This is a genomic window from Azorhizobium oxalatiphilum (assembly GCF_014635325.1).
Lineage (GTDB): Bacteria > Pseudomonadota > Alphaproteobacteria > Rhizobiales > Xanthobacteraceae > Azorhizobium > Azorhizobium oxalatiphilum.
In genome coordinates this window covers 324339-341361 of sequence record NZ_BMCT01000006.1, presented here as the reverse complement: position 1 = coordinate 341361, position 17023 = coordinate 324339, and the positions used below count along the sequence as shown (strand labels likewise).

Here is a 17023-nt window from a genome sequence, read left to right as displayed (position 1 = left end):
TGGGATCGCCTGCGGGCCTCAGCCCGGCTGCGGCCCGTCATAACCGGGAATGATGAGAAAATCGGCTTCCGATATTTCCTGACGGATGGCCACCGCCTGCCGGTAGAGCGGTGAGCGATAGCATGCGAGCGCCGTCTCCACATCGGGAAAGCGCACCACCACGTTGCGGCCGCGTGCCGTACCCTCGACGATCTCGATGCGGCCGCCCCGTGCCAACGGGGTGCCGCCGAATGCCGACAGGGCCTCGCTCGCCTTGGCGGCATAGGTCTTGTAGCGTTCGGCATCCCGCACCGAGACGCGGACGATCCAATAGCCCGGCACCTTGCCCGCCTCCGGCGGCGGCGCCACGGCCGGCACGGCCGGCACGCCTTCCAGCACGATCAGATCGGCAGTGGAATAGGGCCGGCGCATGCCGATGGCGGTCTGGTAGCCGGGATCGCCATAGGCGGCGAGCGCCACGTCATAGCTCGGGAATTCCACCACCACATTGCGGGAGCGGCCCCGCCCCTCCATCACGGTCGGCGCGGCGCCGCGCACGATAAAGCGCCCGCCATGGGCGGCGATGGGCGGCCCGTTGGCCTTGGTGTAGGGCGTATAGGCATCGGCATCCGTCACGTCGACGGCGGCTACCCAATAGCCCTTCGGCGTTGTCCCATCGGCCATGGCGTTCCCTCCCCGTTATTGTTCGTCCGGCTTCAGGCCGTTTCACCCACCGCCTGCGTCAGTTCGGCAAGAATAGCCGCAGCCGCCTCGGCTGGCGCAGCCGCAGCGGTGATGGGCCGACCCACAACGATGCGGTTGGCACCGGCAGCCATGGCCGCGGCGGGCGTGGCGATGCGCTTCTGGTCGCCTACGTCCGCGCCGGCCGGGCGCACACCAGGGGTGACGATCTGGAACGTCGGGCTGGTGGCGGCGCGTACCATGGCGGCATCGGTAGGCGCGCAGATCACCCCCGCGATGCCGGCCTCCTGCGCCTGCATCGCGCGGCGGCGCACGGTCTCCTCCACCGTGCCGGAATAACCGGCGGCAGCAAGATCGGCCGCGTCATAGGAGGTCAGAACCGTGACGCCCAGAACTTCGAGCTTGCTGCCGGCAGCGCCACGGGCGGCGGCGGCCATGGTCTGCGGATAGGCGTGAACTGTCAGGATGGACACGCCACGCTCGGCAGCGGCGGCAACGGCCCGCTCAACCGTGTTGCCGATGTCGTGCATCTTGAGGTCGAGGAAGACCTTCTTGCCGGCCTCGATCAGGTCCGCAGCGAGGTCGAGCCCGCCGCCCACCGTCAGCTCAAGGCCGATCTTGTAGAAGCTCACCGCATCGCCCAACTGCCAGACCAGAGCCTCGGCGGCGGCGACGTTCGGGAAGTCCAGGGCGACGATCAGGCGGTCGCGGATGTCGGCGGGCGTATCGGTCACGGTGAAGGGGCCTCTTCCAGGGGACGCCAGCGATCCGGCGTTTCGGTGGCGGTCTGGCGGAACCAGCAGCCGCCCCCGACGGGCGGCTGATCATGGACACGGGAGATGGCATAGCCTGCCAGATGGCACAGCAGCAACGTGCCGACGCCCCCATGGCCGACGAAAAGCGTGGGCGTTCGTGGTGCCTCGGCCAGAGCCAGCATCACGCCGGCCACGATACGGTCCTGCGCATCCTGCGCCCGCTCCCAGCCGCGCACACTCGTGTGCGGGTTGGCGAAGAAGGCGTCGGCCACCTGCTGGAACTCGGCTTCGGGCAGATAGCCCGTGGCCGAGCGATCATTCTCATGCAGGTCGTCCCGCACCTCGACGGGCAAGCCCAGAGCTGTGGCGAGAATACCGGCCGTCTCCTTCGCTTTCTCCTCGGTGGAGGAGATGACGCGGCCATAGACCATCAGCCATGGCTCTCCGGCCAACGCCCCGGCCCGAGCGCGGCCAAGCGGCGAGAGGCCCCAGTCCGGCACCGGCACCGCCGGGTCCACCTGAACCTGAGGATGGCTGACATAGAGAAAGGGGGTCATGGATTGGCCCCTGTAAACCTGGAGCAGGTCCGGCTGGAGCAGGTCCGGCTCTGGCGTCTCCGGGAGGGAAGCCCGGAGACAGGATGGGTGCTCAGGCCGTCGGACGGCGATAGGCCCAGACGCAGGCCGGCGGCAGGTTCAGCCACACGCGCGGCGAGCGCTCGCCATTGATCTCGCCATGCTTGAGCGGCACGGGGGAAACCAGCGCATAGGTGAACTGCACGAACGGCGCTCCGGGCACCGACAGATCGAACGCCTCGTTCACCATGCGGTCGCGATCGTGCGGCGGCTTGGTGAAGAGCGGCAAGGACGAGATGCAGCCAACGGCGGGGGCATCCAGACGTCCATTGAGCGTATCGCGCATGGCGTAGGCGTCACCCTGGATGACGGTCACGCCGGGATAGCGCTTGCGCAGCAGATTGCAGAATTCGTGATTGTACTCGATCAGGAACAGCCGTTCCGGGGCAAAACCCCGCTCCAGCAGCGCCTTGGTCACCGGGCCGGTGCCCGGTCCGAGCTCGATCACCGGACCTTCGGTCCGGGGGTCGAGATAACTAGCCATCATCCGGGCCAGCGCGCGCCCCGAGGGGGAAACGGCGCCGGTCTTCAGCGGGCTCTGGAACCATGACTGCAGGAAGCGGACCTCGTCTTTGAGGGGCTTCGCGGGGGCGCAGCGACGGTCTTGGGATTGGAGCATGCGCGGTCGGCTCCGGCCGGATCAAGCAAAGGAACAGCTTGGCGATTAGACGGGATCGCCAGACGGGTCAAGGCGCTCCCAGCGGCATGCGCCGGGAGCGCCTCTCACATTCCGTAATGTCACGCTTCGAGGAACTGGCCCAGCTCGGCGCGGAATTCCGGGGCAATATCGGGGCGCGACATGGCGTAGGCGACGTTCGCCATGAGGAAGCCGATCTTCGAGCCGCAGTCATAGACCGTGCCGTCGAACCGCACCGAGAAGAAGCGCTCGCGCTCCATCAGGCGCAGCATCGAATCGGTGAGCTGAATCTCGTTGCCGGCGCCCTGCTCCTGCTTGGCCAGCAGGTCAAAGATGGTGGGCTGGAGGATGTAGCGGCCGGAGATGGCCAGATTGCTGGGTGCCGTTCCCGAGGCCGGCTTCTCCACCATTCTGCTGATCTCGTTGGCGCCGGTAGAGGTTTCGTTACCGAGACCGACGATGCCGTACTGGTGGGTCTGGTCGTCCGGCACCTCATAGACCGAGACGACGTTCCCGCCGGTGCGGTTGTAGGTCTCCACCATGCTGGTGAGGCAACCCTTGCCGTTGCCGTTGGGCAGGTGAAGCATGTCGGGCAGCAGCAGCGCGAAGGGCTCGTCGCCGATCAGGTCGCGCGCGCACCACACCGCATGGCCGAGGCCCAGCGGCAACTGCTGGCGGGTGAAGGACGTGGTGCCGGCCTTGGGCGTGTCGCGGTCGAGCTGGGCCAGTTCCTTGGTCTTGCCGCGGTCGGCCAGCGTCTTTTCCAGCTCGAACTGGCGGTCGAAATGGTCCTCGATGACCGCTTTATTGCGGCCGGTGACGAACACGATGTGCTCGATGCCGGCAGCCACGGCCTCATCGACCACGTGCTGCACCACCGGCCGGTCCACGACGGTCAGCATTTCCTTCGGCACCGCCTTGGTGGCGGGCAGGAAACGCGTGCCGAGACCGGCGACCGGCAGAATGGCTTTACGGAGGGGCTTGGGCATATATGAACACCGTGCGTTTCGTGGGTGGACACCGGGTTCGTAACACAGGACTGATGCCGGCGGCAAAACAACGGCAAAGCTCGAAAATAGTTGCAAAATAAATGCGTTTTCCCAGTGGGGAGAACGCATTGACGCGCCACCGCACAAAGCCCACTTTCTCCTCCAACAGCCAAGGAGGACGGTACATGGCGGTGCTCGTTACGGGTGGTGCAGGCTATATCGGCAGCCACATGGTTCTGGCCCTGATCGATGCGGGCGAACCGGCGGTGGTGCTGGACAATCTGTCCACCGGCTTCCGCTGGGCCGTGCATCCCAACGCCACTTTCATCGAAGGCGATGTTTCGGACAGCGAGCTTGTCGCCCGCATCATCGCCGAGCATGACATCACGGCGGTGGTGCACTTCGCCGCGCGCATCGTCGTGCCTGAATCGGTGAGCGATCCGCTCGGCTACTACTACGCCAACACGGTGAAGACCCGCGCCCTGCTGGAGGCCGTGGTCAAGGCCGGCGTGCCGCACATGATCTTCTCCTCCACCGCCGCCGTGTACGGCATGGTGGGCAATGATCCGGTGGCCGAGGACGCCCTGCTCTCGCCCATCTCGCCTTATGGCCGCTCCAAGCTCATGAGCGAGTGGATGCTGGAGGACACCTCCGTGGCCTTCCCGCTCCGCCATGTGGCGCTACGCTATTTCAACGTGGCGGGCGCAGATCCGGCCGGCCGCACCGGCCAGTCCACGGCGGGCGCCACCCATCTCATCAAGGTCGCCTGCGAGACCGCGCTGGGCAAGCGCGCGGGCATGCAGGTCTATGGCACCGACTATCCCACCCCGGACGGCACCTGCCTGCGCGACTACATCCATGTGAGCGACCTCACCGCCGCGCATCTGGACGCGCTGAACTACCTGCGGCAGGGCGGCGAAAGCGCCGTCTTCAACTGCGGTTACGGGCAGGGCTATTCGGTACTGGAAGTCATCGAGACCGTGAAGAAGGTCTCCGAGGTGGACTTCAAGGTGACGATCTCGCCGCGCCGCCCCGGCGATCCGGCGGCCATCGTCGCGAAGGCGGACAAGATCCGCGCCACGGTGGGCTGGCAGCCGAAGCTGGACGACCTCACCACCATCGTGCGCACCGCGCTCGACTGGGAGCGCGATCTGGACCGCAAGCGCAACTAGAGGCGGATAAATCCGGCTCCGACGACGTTCAAGGCACGGCCGCCCGCAGCACAGGTCGTCATTCCCGAGCCTCACACTTGGACCGGGGATGACGACACTGCTGCCTAATTACTGTCCGGGACCGGGGTCGATCGGCTCCGCAGAGACACCTTCCGCCATCTCCTCCACCACCTGCGCCGCCTCACGCTGGAGGACAGCGGCGAAGAAGCCGTCGGTGTCGTGGCGGGCGGGGGTCAGCGCCAGATAATCGGGGTGCGCCGAAAAGTTCAGCTCCGGCGCCACCTCCCGCAGCGGCACCACCCGGAATGCCGGATGCGCCGCCAGAAACGCCGCCACCTGCTCTTCATTTTCCTCGGCCAGCAGCGAACAGGTGGCATAGACCAGCCGTCCGGCCGGCTTCACCAGCCGCGCCGCGCTGGCGAGAATGCCGGCCTGCAACGGCAGCAGATTGCTCAGGCCCGGCCCAAGGGTGCGCCAGCGCGCATCCGGATTGCGCCGCCACGTGCCGGTGCCGCTGCACGGCGCATCCACCAGCACGCGGTCATAGGAGCCCTTGTGGCGCTTCACCCACTTGTCGGTCTCGCTGGCGAGGTGCCGGGTCTCGATATTGTGCAGGCCCGCCCGGCGAAAACGCTCGGCACCGCGCTTCAGGCGGCTTTCCATGACGTCGCAGGCGATCACATGGCCCTTGTTGGCCATCTGCGCGGCGATCGCCAGCGTCTTGCCGCCGGCCCCGGCGCAGAAATCCACCACCCGCTCGCCCGGTCGCGCATCCACCACCCGCGCCACCAGCTGCGAGCCCTCGTCCTGAATCTCCACCTCGCCGCTCTTCAGCATAGCGAAACGGGACAAGGAGAAGCGCTGATGCACGCGGATGCCGTAAGGCGCCATGCGCGAGGCTTCGGCGGGCAGGCCAAGCGCCTTCAGCGCTGCCAGCGCGCCGTCGCGCGTGGCCTTGATGGGATTGACGCGCAGGTCGAGCGGCGCGTCGGTGAGCATCGCCGCCATCTCGCGCGGGAGCGCGGCACCGAACCGCCTCTTCAGGGGCTCGAGCGCCCATTCGGGGCATTCGAACCGCACCTCGTCCGGCATGGCGGGGTGCTCGATGGTGCAACCCTGCAATTTGCCGAGCAGACCGCGCTCGTGATCCCTCAAAGGGGCAGGCGCGAACTGCTTGCCGCTGAACAGGTTCTGGATCTGGTCGCGGGTCCGGGTGCCGTCCAGCGCCAGCCAGGCCAGAAGGCGGTTGCGCGGGGTGTCCTCCCGCCCGTGCTTGGCCAGCCACCAGCCAAGGCGGGCGTGATGGCGCAACAGCGCGGTTATGAGATCGAGAATGCGGCCGCGATCGGCCTCCTCGATATAGCGGCGGGCCCGGAAGAAGGCCGAGACGACGGCATCGACGGGACGCGCCACACGATCGACGTCGTGCAGCAGTTCGAGAGTGGTTTGCAGGCGGGCGGCTGGGGTCACGGACAGACGATCAATCAGGCTGGAAACGGGGCGGCACCATAGGCGAAAGGGACACGCCGCGCCAATGGCGGCCTCGTCAGGGCTAGCCCCCAGCCGACGCAGGGCCGGCCGCGTTAAGGCCGACGGTGGCACGGCGGACCACATCGGAAATCTGGATCAGTTGCTTGGTCAGCGGGCTGGTCTTGCGCCAGACCATGCCGATGGTGCGCGAGGGCTGCGGATTGCCGAAGCGCGCCACGGACACGGAGGCCGAGCGCGTCTCTACCGTCACCGCCATCTCAGGGATCAGCGTGATACCGATGCCGGCATCCACCATCTGCACCAGCGTGGACAGGGAGCTGGCCTCCAGAAAATCGCGCTTGGGCGTCACCCGCGTGTCCACCTCGCAGAAGGACAGCGCCTGATCGCGAAAGCAGTGCCCCTCTTCCAGCAGCAGCAGCCGCATCTCGCGCAGTTCCTCCGGATCAGGGATCGGCTTGTCCGCATCGGCGCCGGGGCGGACCAGAACGAAGTTCTCCGTGAACAGCGGCACCTCGATCAGCGCCGGCTCGGAAACCGGCAGGGCGACCACCGCTGTGTCCAGCCGGCCATCCTCCAGCTCCTGCAGGAGGCGGGGTGTCTGCGTCTCCCGCACATGGATGTCGAGCCCCTCATGCTCGCTCAGGCTGGCGATCAGGGTCGGCAGCAGATAGGGCGCCACCGTGGGTATGACGCCGATGCGAAGCCGCCCCATCAGCCGATCCTGTGAGGCCCGCGCCAGATCCCCCAGTTCGTCGAGGGAGCGTAAAATATCGCGGATGCGGGGCGCGAACTCCTCTCCGAAACTGGTGAGCCGCACCTGCCGGGCGCTGCGCTCGAACAATTTCGTCCCCACCTCCTGCTCCAACTCCTTGATCTGCATGGACAGAGCGGGCTGGGAAATGCCGCAGGCCTCGGCGGCATGACGGAAATGGCCGTGCCGGGCAAGCGCCTCAAAATAACGCAATTGGCGCAAAGTCAGATTCTTCATAATCTCAGCTTATCACGCCGATCAGTAAATCGGAATTAATCTAATGAAAGAGGTTTGGTAAGACGCCCTCAGCAGAGCGCGGGAGCGGTTCGAGTGTCTCGATCCGCCCCGCCCTTATGGAGGGAAGCATGAACGCGACAACTGACGCGCCCACGGGCAAATGCCCGGTGGCCCATGGCAGCGGGGGCACCCAGAATCGCGACTGGTGGCCGAACCAGCTGCGTGTGGACCTCCTCAACCAGCACTCCGCCAAGTCCGATCCGCTGGACGGTGGGTTCAACTACCGCGAGGCGTTCAAGGCGCTTGATTATCAGGCCCTCAAGAACGACCTGCGCAAGCTGATGACCGATTCGCAGGACTGGTGGCCGGCCGACTTCGGCCATTACGGACCGCAGTTCGTGCGCATGTCCTGGCACAGCGCCGGCACCTATCGCCTGGCCGACGGCCGTGGCGGCGGCGGTCGCGGGCAGCAGCGTTTCGCCCCGCTCAACAGCTGGCCGGACAACGTCAACATCGACAAGTCGCGCCGCCTGCTGTGGCCGATCAAGCAGAAGTACGGTCAGCAGATCTCCTGGGCCGACCTGCTCATCCTCACCGGCAACGTGGCCCTCGAGACCATGGGCTTCCGCACCTTCGGCTTCGCCGGCGGCCGTGAGGACACCTGGGAGCCCGATCAGGACGTTGTCTGGGGCTCGGAGGCCACATGGCTGGAGCATCGCGCGCTCGACAAGTTCGACGCCCCGCTCTCCGCCACCGAGATGGGCCTCATCTATGTGAACCCCGAAGGCCCGAATCGCGACGGCGATCCGCTCTCCGCGGCCCGCTTCATCCGCGAGACCTTCGGCCGCATGGCCATGAATGACGAAGAGACCGTCGCGCTCATCGGCGGCGGCCACACCTTCGGCAAGACCCACGGCGCGGCCGCCGAATCCCACAAGGGCGCGGATCCGGAAGCCGCCGCCCTTGAGGCGCAGGGCCTCGGCTGGGCGTCGAGCTACGGCTCGGGCTTCGGCGGGGATGCCATCGGCTCCGGCCTGGAAGTGACCTGGACCCAGACCCCGGCCCAATGGAGCAACCACTTCTTCGAGAACCTGTTCAAGTTTGAATGGGTGCAGACGCGCAGCCCGGCCGGCGCCATCCAGTGGGAGGCGAAGGACGCTCCGGACGTGATCCCGGATGCGCACGACACGTCGAAGAAGCACAAGCCCACCATGCTGACGACGGACCTGTCGCTGCGCTTCGATCCGATCTACGAGAAGATCTCCCGCCGCTTCCTGGAGAACCCGCAGGCCTTCGCCGAAGCCTTTGCCCGCGCCTGGTTCAAGCTGACCCATCGCGATCTCGGTCCCCGTACGCGCTACCTCGGCCCGGAAGTGCCGAAGGAAGTGCTGCTGTGGCAGGATCCGGTGCCGGCGGTCGATCACCCGCTGGTGGACGAAGCCGACATCGCCGCCCTCAAGGCGGCCGTGCTGGCCTCGGGCCTCACGGTCTCCGAGCTGGTGGGCACCGCCTGGGCCTCCGCCTCCACCTTCCGTGGCGGTGACAAGCGCGGCGGCGCCAATGGCGCGCGCATCCGCCTCGCCCCGCAGAAGGACTGGGAAGTCAACCAGCCCGAGCAGCTCGACAAGGTGCTGAAGGCGCTCACCCGTATCCAGGGCGAGTTCAACCTGAACGCCACCGGCGGCAAGAAGATCTCGCTGGCCGACCTGATCGTGCTGGCGGGCAATGTGGGCGTGGAACAGGCCGCCAAGGCCGGCGGTCAGGACGTTTCCGTGCCCTTCTCCCCGGGTCGCACCGACGCCTCGCAGGCCGAGACGGACGTGGACGCCATGCAGTGGCTGGAGCCGACCTCGGACGGCTTCCGCAACTACCGCAAGTCCGGCGTGAAGGTTCCGGGCGAGGTGGCGCTGATCGACAAGGCGCAGCTCCTCACCCTGACCGCGCCCGAACTGACCGTGCTGGTGGGTGGCCTGCGCGCCATCAACATCAACGTTGGCAACTCCGACGCGGGCGTTCTCACCGCCACCCCCGGCGCGCTGACCAACGAGGTGTTCGTCAACCTGCTGGACATGCGCACCCAGTGGAAGGCCGCCCCGGACGTCACCGACGTCTATGAGGGTCGCGACCGCACCTCGGGCGAGCTGAAGTGGACCGGTAGTCGCGTGGATCTGGTGTTCGGCTCGAACTCCATCCTGCGCGCCCTGGCGGAGGTCTATGCCTCGTCCGACGCCAAGAAGAAGTTCGTGACCGACTTCGTGGCCGCCTGGACCAAGGTGATGAACCTCGACCGCTTCGATCTGGCCTGATCGAACTGAGTACCCTCGCCGTCGGGCTTCCGGCGGCGAGGGCTTTTGTATTTACGAAGGATACGGCAACAATTGTTGCACGCCTGATCAACGGCCACCTGCCTTGTGCCGGCGCAGGATCAGCCCTCCTGCACTTCCGCCCCTGGCCGACGTGCCACCTGCCGCGCCTGCAGAGCCAACGCCAATTGCCTCTTCATGCGGAAGACGACATTGGCCTCGCGCTCCGCCACCTCCAGCAGATAAGCAAGCGTCTTCAGATCTTCGTTTGACGCGATCTGGCGCAGGCGCTGCAGCTCATCGCGGAGATATTCGGCCTGCTTCATCCGTTCCAATACCGGCGTTTCGCGGCAGTACTGCCCCAGCCCTCGCAAATGTTCAAAGAAAATTGCTCGCCGCCACCGACGCAAATGAAAGCCTTTTTCCTCGCCTCTATTTATGGCGGTAAAAATACACCTCATTCGCAATCATGAGGCGAAGAAGATCCCTATAGCGTCAGAAACCGTGCAGGTGTCATGAGCGCGCTCGACGGGCAAACCCGTGCGGGGCAGCATCTGCGGGCAGCGATCCGCCGCACCGCGCAGCCATAACAGCCGATGCAGCTAAGGTCGCGATGGGGACGCCACGCTCATATTGCGTGGCGGTTCGCGCTCGGACCGAAGTGCTCCACGTAGCGCGGCGAGATCACCGAGACGGGCAGGATCACCAGCACGTCCGTGGTGCCGAACTGATGGTCGGTCACTGCGCCCTCGCCCACATAGCCGCCAAGGCGCAGATAGCCCTTCACCAGCGGCGGCAGGGAGAGCAACGCCGCCTTGGGGTTGATGTCCTCTTTCGCCATGCGGTTCATTTCCACATAGCGGCTCGGCAAGGCGCGGGTGCGCCACGCCTCGGGAGCCAGCGCATTGTGGTGCAGGAAGGACAAGGGCAGCGCCAGCTTGTCCGGGTCCGTACCCTCAAGGCTGGCGCAGCCCAGCATGGCGTCGATGCGGTTGCGCAGCACATAGGTCCAGATGCCGTGCCACAGCAGTTCCACCGTGCGCTTGTTGCGATAGGGCTTCAGCACGCAGGAGCGGCCCAGCTCCAGGAACTTCAGGGTCGGGTGGCGATCCACCAGCCCGTTCACGTCGAACTCGCTTTGCGAATAGAAGCCGCCGTGGCGGTTGGCCACCTCCTGCCGGAGCAGGCGATAGGTGCCAACCACCTTGGGCTTCCTGCGCCCGAGCACCATCTTGCCGGCATCATGGTCCAGCACGAGGATATGCTCGCACACCGCATCAAAGGCATCGAAATCGCGGCGGGCGAGGCGCGAGGGCGTATCGGCGATGGCCGACATCTCCTCATAGAAGACCTTGTAGCGCAGGCGCTGCGCGCGGCGGACATCGCGCGCCGTGCGGGCGAGCCGCACCTCCAGCGCGCCGATGCGGCCGAGCACCACTGGCTCCTCGCTGACCGGCAGCGCCTCGCGATGGCGGATGCCGCTGATGGCACGGAAATCCGTCACCAGCTTCTGCGAGGCCGCCGGCAGGCTTGCCGGAAAGAAGATGGGCTTGTGCGCATCGAGCTTGGGAGGCGTGAGATTGGGGGTATTGAGGTTCGCGGCCTCACCCTTCATGTCGCTGGCGAAAGGGCCGGCCGAAAACGCGGCCGGCAGCTTGGCGAAGCCTCCCTTGGCCACGTCCATGCCTTTGCCGAAGAGGGCCGGGAGACTGAATGGGGTCTCACCCGGAATGCCGCGCTTCATCGCATCGCCCCTTCCCGCCATTCTCGTCCGGCCCGCCGCCGGGCCTTGGCCGTCCATCCCGCCGCCGCCTTCGCGCCGACCGTCCGAACCCCGCACCTGCCGTGATTTCAGCAGCTTATCGCCGCCGGAGCCGAACCTGATGCGATCGTGAATGACACCTTCACCATAGTTTTCAGAAGCCATTGTGACAATGGCTTGCGCAGCCCCGCAACCACCCGGCGCGGTTGCGGCGGGCGAATCCGACATGGTAGGTGAGTGCCATTCCCGCGGGGGGATGGCGGGCGGACAGACGGGTCCGGTGCCGCGCGTCCTCAGGCCGCCGGATCGCACGAGGATCGTTCCATGCCTGAAACGTCCACCCCCGCCCTCACCCTCCGGCTGTCCCGCCGCCGCGCCCTTGCGCTCGGCGCGACCTTCGGCGCGGCGCTCATCGCCGCCCCCGCGTTGGCGCAGAACATGCCCACCGCCATGGCATCCACCGTGCTGGTGCCCGGCGTCGGCCCGGTGACGGTGCTCACCTACAAGGCGCGCGTGGTCTCCATGGACCCGAAGACCCGCCGGCTGGTGCTGGAAGGTGCGTCCGGCAAGCGCTGGGCGGTGCGCGTGCCGCTGATCGCGGGCGACATTAACGGGGTGCGCAACAACCAGCAGCTGCTGATTCGCCTGGTGCCCGGCGTCGTCACCGCGCTCGGCAAGGCTCGTCAGGGCAAGCCCGGCGAAGTGGTGGGCGAAGTTGCGGTGGAAGACGGCCTGCCCGGCTGGCCGCAGGGGTTCGGCGTGCGCCGCGTCACCATCACCACCATTCTGGTGAACATCGACAAGTCCAACGGCTCCATCAGCTTCGAGGGACCGGACGGACAGGTGCGCACCATCAAGGCGGTGGACCAGCAGGTACTGAACAACATGGCGCAGGTGCAGCTCGGCGACCTCTGCCAGATCACCTATCTGGAAGCGCTCGCCATCAACGCCATCTGACGGCAGTTCGCTCCCGCCTCCGGGCGGGAGCATCCTGCTCAAGGCCCCGCTCGCGAAAGACGCGGGGCATGCCTATCTTCGGCGTGTGTCGACCCTGAAGCAGCGGCGCGGCGGCGCCCTTCCCGAACTTTTCCAGCGCTGGTTCGCGGCGCGGGGCTGGTTGCCGCGCAAGCACCAGCTGGACCTTCTCGCGTCCGCGCGCGCCGGGCGCTCGACCCTGCTCATCGCCCCCACCGGCGCCGGCAAGACGCTGGCCGGCTTCCTACCCACGCTGGTGGAGCTCTCCGAGGCCCGCAGCCCGGAAGCCCGCAAGGCCAAAGCGAAGGCCAAGAAGGCCGAGGAAGGGAACGTCGGCCGTACGCCGCCGCCACGCATCTCGCCGTTGCACACGCTCTATATCTCGCCGCTGAAGGCACTTGCGGTGGACATCGCCCGCAATCTGGAGGCGCCGGTCTCCGAGATGGGCCTGCCCATCCGTATCGAGACACGCACCGGCGACACCTCCGCCTCCCGCCGCCAGCGCCAGCGCCGCGACCCGCCGGACATATTGCTCACCACGCCGGAGCAGATCGCACTGCTGCTGGCCTCGAAGGACGCCGAATTCCTGTTCAATGGGCTGAAGCGGGTGGTGCTGGACGAGTTGCACGCCCTCGTCACCTCCAAGCGCGGCGATCTGCTCTCGCTGGCGCTGGCCCGGCTGCGGACCATCGCGCCCGGTCTCCAGACGGTGGGCCTTTCCGCCACCGTGGCCGAGCCCGACGACCTGCGGCGCTATCTGGTGCGACAGGGAACGGATCTACCCAAGAAGGAAACCCTTGCTGATCTGGTGATCGCCAGCGGCGGTGCGGCTCCGGACCTCTCCATGCTGGAGAGCAAGGCCCGCATGCCATGGGCCAGCCACACCGCCTTGCATGCGCTGAAGGACATCTACGCCCTCATCTCGTCCCACCGCACGAGTCTGGTTTTCGTCAACACCCGCTGGCAGGCGGAGATGCTGTTTCAGGAGCTGTGGCGCATCAATGACGACAACCTGCCCATCGCCCTCCACCATGGCTCGCTGGATGTTGAGCAACGGCGCAAGGTAGAAGCGGCCATGGCGGCCGGGCGTCTCAAGGGCGTGGTCTGCACGTCCTCGCTGGATCTGGGCATCGACTGGGGAGATGTAGATCAGGTGATCAATGTGGGCGCGCCCAAGGGCTCCTCCCGCCTCATGCAGCGCATCGGCCGCGCCAACCACCGGCTGGACGAAAGCTCCCACGCCGTGCTGGTCCCCGCCAACCGCTTCGAGGTGCTGGAATGCCGGGCGGCGCTGGAGGCGGTAGCCGCGGGCGCGCAGGACACCCCCCCGGAGCGCGAGGGGGCGCTGGACGTGCTCGCCCAGCATATCCTCGGCAGCGCCTGCGCCGCGCCCTTTTCGGCGGACGCGCTTTACACCGAGGTGGCGAGCGCCGCGCCTTATCGTGCGCTCAGCCGGGACGATTTCGACGCGGTGCTGGATTTCGTCGCCACCGGCGGCTACGCGCTGCGCGCCTATGAGCGCTTCGCCAAGATCCGCCAGACCAAGGACGGGCTGTGGCGGGTGACGAACCCGCAGGTGGCCCAGACCTACCGCATGAATGTGGGCACCATCGTCGAGGCCACCATGCTGCGGGTGCGCCTCGTCTCAGCGCGCGGCGCCGCCAAGAACGGCCCCGCAGGGCGGCCGCGCTGGGGCGGGCGGGTGCTGGGCGAAGTGGAGGAATATTTCGTCGAGCAACTGGTGCCCGGCGACACCTTCGTCTTCGCCGGCGAGATCCTGCGCTACGAGACCATGGCGGAGGACGAGGTCTATGTCTCCCGTTCCAGCGCAACCGAGCCGCGCGTGCCCTCCTATGCGGGCGGAAAATTTCCGCTCTCAACCTTCCTCGCCGCCGGCGTGCGGGCGCTGCTGGCGACGCCGTCGCGCTGGGCCAGCCTGCCGGAGCAGGTGCGCGAATGGCTGGAACTGCAGAAGAAGCGCTCCCGCCTGCCGGGCCGCAAGGAGCTGCTGGTGGAGACATTCGAGCGTGCCGGGCGGCACTATCTTGTCGCCTACAGCTTTGAGGGCCGCCTCGCGCATCAGACTCTCGGCATGCTGTTGACCCGCCGCCTCGAGCGCGCCCGGCTGATGCCGCTGGGCTTCGTGGCGAACGATTATGCCCTTGCCATCTACGGCGCCGGCGACATGCAGGCGGCGATCAAGGATGGGCGGCTGTCCCTCGCCGACCTGTTCGACGCCGACATGCTGGGCGACGATCTGGAGGCGTGGCTGGCCGAAAGCGCACTGATGAAGCGCACGTTCCGCTATTGCGCGGTGATCGCCGGGCTGATCGAGCGGCGGTTTCCGGGCAAGGAGAAGACGGGCCGTCAGGTCACCATGTCCACGGACCTCGTCTATGACGTGCTGCGCCGGCACGAGCCCGGCCACGTCCTGCTGCGCGCCGCCCGCGCGGATGCGGCCACCGGCCTGCTCGATGTGCGCCGCCTCTCCGACATGCTCATGCGCATCAAGGGCCACGTGGTGCACCAGCCGCTGGAGCGGGTGTCGCCGCTCTCGGTGCCCGTCCTGCTGGAGATCGGCCGCGAGAGCGTGGGCGGCCCCGAGAGCAACGACGCGCTGCTCGCCGAGGCCGAGGATGAGCTGGTGCGCGAGGCGATGGGGGAGCCGCCCACGAAGACGTTGCACTGACTGGCCTTGCAACCTGTCCCTCTCTCACGCAGCATTTCCCCTTCGCACATGGGGGAGGGGGAGCAGATGGCACGGGTGTTCAGGGGGATGGCGCCGGAGCAGTTGTGGCAGGCGATCAATCCATGGCGCTTCTTCGAGAACGCCAGTTTCACCGGGATCAGCGTCAATCTCGGCCAGTCGGGAAATCCGCAGGCCGAGGAGGCCATCCTCGATGAGGTCGGCAGCTACGGCCGGCAACTCGGGCGCATGGGCGATGCGCTCGAGGTCATCATGAAGCACATGGACAAGAGCGACCTCTCCGAAAAGGAGCGGGACGCCCTCGCCGCGCTGCGCCTGCAATTGAAGGCCATCCGCAAGGTGAAGAAGCGCAACGGCAGTTGAGCCGTTGTGCCCCGCTCAACCCGGAACGCTCAGGCTCCAGCCATAGGCAGCCATGGCGAGACCGCCTACGAGGCCGATGAGCGACCATGCGCGCGGACCGAAGGCCAGAAAGCTGTGCCCGGCCCGCGTGAAGCGGCTGATCAGCGTGAAGACGATGAGATTGGCCAGCGCGCCCTGCATCAGGCCAAAGCCGTTGCCCAGATAGACCGCCGCCTGAAGGCCGTAGGCGGACGTGAGCAGGCTGCGCAGCAGCGGGATGCTGGCGAGCATGCCGCCAATAAGAAAAGCTGGCGACAGGAAGCCGACGCCCGACCAAGAGACGAGAAACACGACAAAACTCCTTCCCCGGAACGCAGGGAGGGGCGGGGGTAGGACAGGCGCAGGGGCGGGGTCAACCCTGCCGCCGAGTGAGCGTCGCCCCATGAACCGCCCCCCGCGCAGGGAGCGCTTGAGCGGGAGGCTCTCACGCAGGCGGGCGCGGTGCACTGCGTCCGAAGGCTGCGTGCGCAAACATCGCTCCCGGCTCTGGCGGTGCAGCGACGGGAGGTCTAGATAGGGCGGGACACGCCTTTCCGGGCACTCGCCGGAGCTTCCCATGAGCCTCAAGGTCGCGGTCCAGATGGACCATATCGCCCACATCAACATCGCGGGCGATTCCACGTTTGCATTGCTGCTGGAAGCCCAGCGGCGCGGGCACAGCCTCGTCCACTACACCCCCGAGCGCCTCGCCATGCGCGACGGCACCGTGTTCGCCACGGTGGAGGATCTCACCGTGGCCGACGAGGCCGGCAAGCATTTCACCCTGGGTGAGAAGCGGCGCATCCCGCTGACCGAGCAGGACGTGGTGCTGCTCCGCCAGGATCCGCCGTTCGACATGGCCTATGTCACGACGACGCACCTGCTGGAGCGCGTCCACCCCAAGACACTGGTGGTGAATGACCCGGCCCATGTGCGCAACGCGCCGGAAAAGATCTTCGTCACCGAATTTCCCGACCTCATGCCGCCGACCCTGATCACCCGCGATCTCGATGAGATCAAGGCGTTCCGGGCCGAGTACAAGGACGTGGTGATGAAGCCGCTGTACGGCAACGGCGGCGCCGCTGTGTTCCGTCTGGCGGACGGCGACCTCAACTTCGGCTCGCTCTACGACCTGTTCTCCGCCACCTTCCGCGAGCCCTGGGTGATCCAGCGCTTCCTCCCCGAGGTGAAGCATGGCGACAAGCGCATCATCCTGGTGGATGGCGAGGCGGCGGGCGCGGTGAACCGCGTGCCGAGCGAGGGCGACCTGCGCTCCAACATGGTGCGCGGCGGGGCGGCGAAGCCCACCGACCTCACCGACCGCGAGCAGGAGATCTGCGCCCGCATCGGGCCGTCGCTGCGCAGGATGGGCCTGATCTTCGTGGGCATCGATGTGATCGACGGCAATCTCACCGAGATCAATGTCACCTCGCCCACGGGCCTGCGCGCCATCAAGCGCCTCGGCGGGCCGGACATCGCGGCCCAGATCTGGGACCGCATCGAGGAAAAGCGCGGCGCCTGAGGGTACTGCGTGACTGTTAGGAAAA

General features: G+C 66.9%; 16 protein-coding genes. 6 read left to right on the top strand and 10 right to left on the bottom strand.

Annotation, left to right across the window (positions count from 1 at the left end):
- Window positions 1-18 precede the first annotated feature (18 nt).
- From IEW24_RS29115 to galU, 5 genes are all read right to left on the bottom strand, one after another.
- Window positions 19-663 (bottom strand): DUF1330 domain-containing protein, encoded by a 645-nt coding sequence (locus IEW24_RS29115; protein WP_373870101.1) that lies wholly within the window; start codon window positions 661-663, stop codon window positions 19-21.
- A 32-nt stretch (window positions 664-695) separates the two neighbouring features.
- Window positions 696-1415 (bottom strand): orotidine-5'-phosphate decarboxylase, encoded by a 720-nt coding sequence (pyrF, locus tag IEW24_RS20255; protein WP_188582043.1) that lies wholly within the window; start codon window positions 1413-1415, stop codon window positions 696-698.
- Window positions 1412-1993: a histidine phosphatase family protein gene (locus IEW24_RS20250; protein ID WP_188582041.1), complete on the bottom strand. Its 582-nt coding sequence runs from the start codon at window positions 1991-1993 to the stop codon at window positions 1412-1414. Before IEW24_RS20250 ends, pyrF begins: the two co-directional genes overlap by 4 nt.
- Before the next feature lie 91 nt (window positions 1994-2084).
- A complete protein-coding gene (locus IEW24_RS20245) occupies window positions 2085-2690 on the bottom strand; it encodes a class I SAM-dependent methyltransferase (protein ID WP_188582040.1) in 606 nt (201 codons plus the stop codon).
- Between the two features lie 119 nt (window positions 2691-2809).
- Complete coding sequence (galU, locus tag IEW24_RS20240; RefSeq protein ID WP_188582038.1) at window positions 2810-3697, bottom strand: UTP--glucose-1-phosphate uridylyltransferase GalU; 888 nt, start codon at window positions 3695-3697, stop codon at window positions 2810-2812.
- A 185-nt stretch (window positions 3698-3882) separates the two neighbouring features.
- On the opposite strand from galU, the gene galE reads away from it, so the two are divergent.
- Window positions 3883-4869: a UDP-glucose 4-epimerase GalE gene (galE, locus tag IEW24_RS20235; RefSeq protein WP_188582036.1), complete on the top strand. Its 987-nt coding sequence runs from the start codon at window positions 3883-3885 to the stop codon at window positions 4867-4869.
- A 108-nt stretch (window positions 4870-4977) separates the two neighbouring features.
- On the opposite strand, the gene IEW24_RS20230 is transcribed toward galE, so the two are convergent.
- Both IEW24_RS20230 and IEW24_RS20225 read right to left on the bottom strand, forming a co-directional pair.
- Entirely contained in the window at window positions 4978-6339 is a 1362-nt protein-coding gene (locus IEW24_RS20230; RefSeq protein WP_188582033.1) for an RsmB/NOP family class I SAM-dependent RNA methyltransferase, read from the bottom strand.
- 82 nt (window positions 6340-6421) lie between these two features.
- Window positions 6422-7348 carry a LysR substrate-binding domain-containing protein gene (locus tag IEW24_RS20225; protein WP_188582031.1) on the bottom strand — a complete coding sequence of 309 codons (927 nt, stop codon included), beginning with the start codon at window positions 7346-7348 and terminating at the stop codon, window positions 6422-6424.
- A gap of 128 nt (window positions 7349-7476) precedes the next feature.
- Here IEW24_RS20225 and katG point away from each other — a divergent pair, with 128 nt between their 5' ends.
- On the top strand, window positions 7477-9654 hold the full coding sequence (gene katG / locus IEW24_RS20220) for a catalase/peroxidase HPI (RefSeq protein WP_188582029.1): 2178 nt from the start codon (window positions 7477-7479) through the stop codon (window positions 9652-9654).
- A gap of 119 nt (window positions 9655-9773) precedes the next feature.
- Here katG and IEW24_RS20215 read toward each other — a convergent pair whose 3' ends face one another.
- Both IEW24_RS20215 and olsB read right to left on the bottom strand, forming a co-directional pair.
- The gene (locus IEW24_RS20215) at window positions 9774-10112 is read right to left on the bottom strand and encodes a hypothetical protein (protein ID WP_188582026.1); all 339 of its coding nucleotides are present in this window, start codon (window positions 10110-10112) and stop codon (window positions 9774-9776) included.
- Window positions 10113-10279: 167 nt separating this feature from the next.
- On the bottom strand, window positions 10280-11395 hold the full coding sequence (gene olsB, locus IEW24_RS20210; protein ID WP_188582024.1) for a l-ornithine N(alpha)-acyltransferase: 1116 nt from the start codon (window positions 11393-11395) through the stop codon (window positions 10280-10282).
- Between the two features lie 342 nt (window positions 11396-11737).
- Between olsB and IEW24_RS20205 the strand changes: the two genes are divergently transcribed.
- The 3 genes from IEW24_RS20205 to IEW24_RS20195 all read left to right on the top strand — a co-directional run bounded on the left by IEW24_RS20205 (window position 11738) and on the right by IEW24_RS20195 (window position 15458).
- On the top strand, window positions 11738-12370 hold the full coding sequence (locus tag IEW24_RS20205; protein WP_188582023.1) for a hypothetical protein: 633 nt from the start codon (window positions 11738-11740) through the stop codon (window positions 12368-12370).
- Between the two features lie 85 nt (window positions 12371-12455).
- On the top strand, window positions 12456-15077 hold the full coding sequence (locus IEW24_RS20200) for a ligase-associated DNA damage response DEXH box helicase (RefSeq protein WP_188582020.1): 2622 nt from the start codon (window positions 12456-12458) through the stop codon (window positions 15075-15077).
- 66 nt (window positions 15078-15143) lie between these two features.
- A complete protein-coding gene (locus IEW24_RS20195; RefSeq protein ID WP_188582019.1) occupies window positions 15144-15458 on the top strand; it encodes a hypothetical protein in 315 nt (104 codons plus the stop codon).
- A 15-nt stretch (window positions 15459-15473) separates the two neighbouring features.
- Here the strand turns inward: IEW24_RS20195 and IEW24_RS20190 are convergent, their stop codons facing one another.
- The gene (locus IEW24_RS20190; protein ID WP_188582017.1) at window positions 15474-15788 is read right to left on the bottom strand and encodes a hypothetical protein; all 315 of its coding nucleotides are present in this window, start codon (window positions 15786-15788) and stop codon (window positions 15474-15476) included.
- A 265-nt stretch (window positions 15789-16053) separates the two neighbouring features.
- Between IEW24_RS20190 and gshB the strand changes: the two genes are divergently transcribed.
- A complete protein-coding gene (gshB, locus tag IEW24_RS20185; RefSeq protein WP_188582015.1) occupies window positions 16054-16998 on the top strand; it encodes a glutathione synthase in 945 nt (314 codons plus the stop codon).
- Window positions 16999-17023 lie beyond the last annotated feature (25 nt).

What these genes read in the sequence shown, in the direction of transcription:
- IEW24_RS29115 (WP_373870101.1), bottom strand. Translation starts at nt 663, where the DNA reads ATGGCCGATGGGACAACGCCGAAGGGCTATTGGGTAGCCGCCGTCGAC.
- IEW24_RS20250 (WP_188582041.1), bottom strand. Translation starts at nt 1,993, where the DNA reads ATGACCCCCTTTCTCTATGTCAGCCATCCTCAGGTTCAGGTGGACCCG.
- IEW24_RS20245 (WP_188582040.1), bottom strand. Translation starts at nt 2,690, where the DNA reads ATGCTCCAATCCCAAGACCGTCGCTGCGCCCCCGCGAAGCCCCTCAAA.
- galU (WP_188582038.1), bottom strand. Translation starts at nt 3,697, where the DNA reads ATGCCCAAGCCCCTCCGTAAAGCCATTCTGCCGGTCGCCGGTCTCGGC.
- galE (WP_188582036.1), top strand. Translation starts at nt 3,883, where the DNA reads ATGGCGGTGCTCGTTACGGGTGGTGCAGGCTATATCGGCAGCCACATG.
- IEW24_RS20225 (WP_188582031.1), bottom strand. Translation starts at nt 7,348, where the DNA reads ATGAAGAATCTGACTTTGCGCCAATTGCGTTATTTTGAGGCGCTTGCC.
- katG (WP_188582029.1), top strand. Translation starts at nt 7,477, where the DNA reads ATGAACGCGACAACTGACGCGCCCACGGGCAAATGCCCGGTGGCCCAT.
- IEW24_RS20215 (WP_188582026.1), bottom strand. Translation starts at nt 10,112, where the DNA reads ATGAGGTGTATTTTTACCGCCATAAATAGAGGCGAGGAAAAAGGCTTT.
- olsB (WP_188582024.1), bottom strand. Translation starts at nt 11,395, where the DNA reads ATGAAGCGCGGCATTCCGGGTGAGACCCCATTCAGTCTCCCGGCCCTC.
- IEW24_RS20205 (WP_188582023.1), top strand. Translation starts at nt 11,738, where the DNA reads ATGCCTGAAACGTCCACCCCCGCCCTCACCCTCCGGCTGTCCCGCCGC.
- IEW24_RS20195 (WP_188582019.1), top strand. Translation starts at nt 15,144, where the DNA reads ATGGCACGGGTGTTCAGGGGGATGGCGCCGGAGCAGTTGTGGCAGGCG.
- gshB (WP_188582015.1), top strand. Translation starts at nt 16,054, where the DNA reads ATGAGCCTCAAGGTCGCGGTCCAGATGGACCATATCGCCCACATCAAC.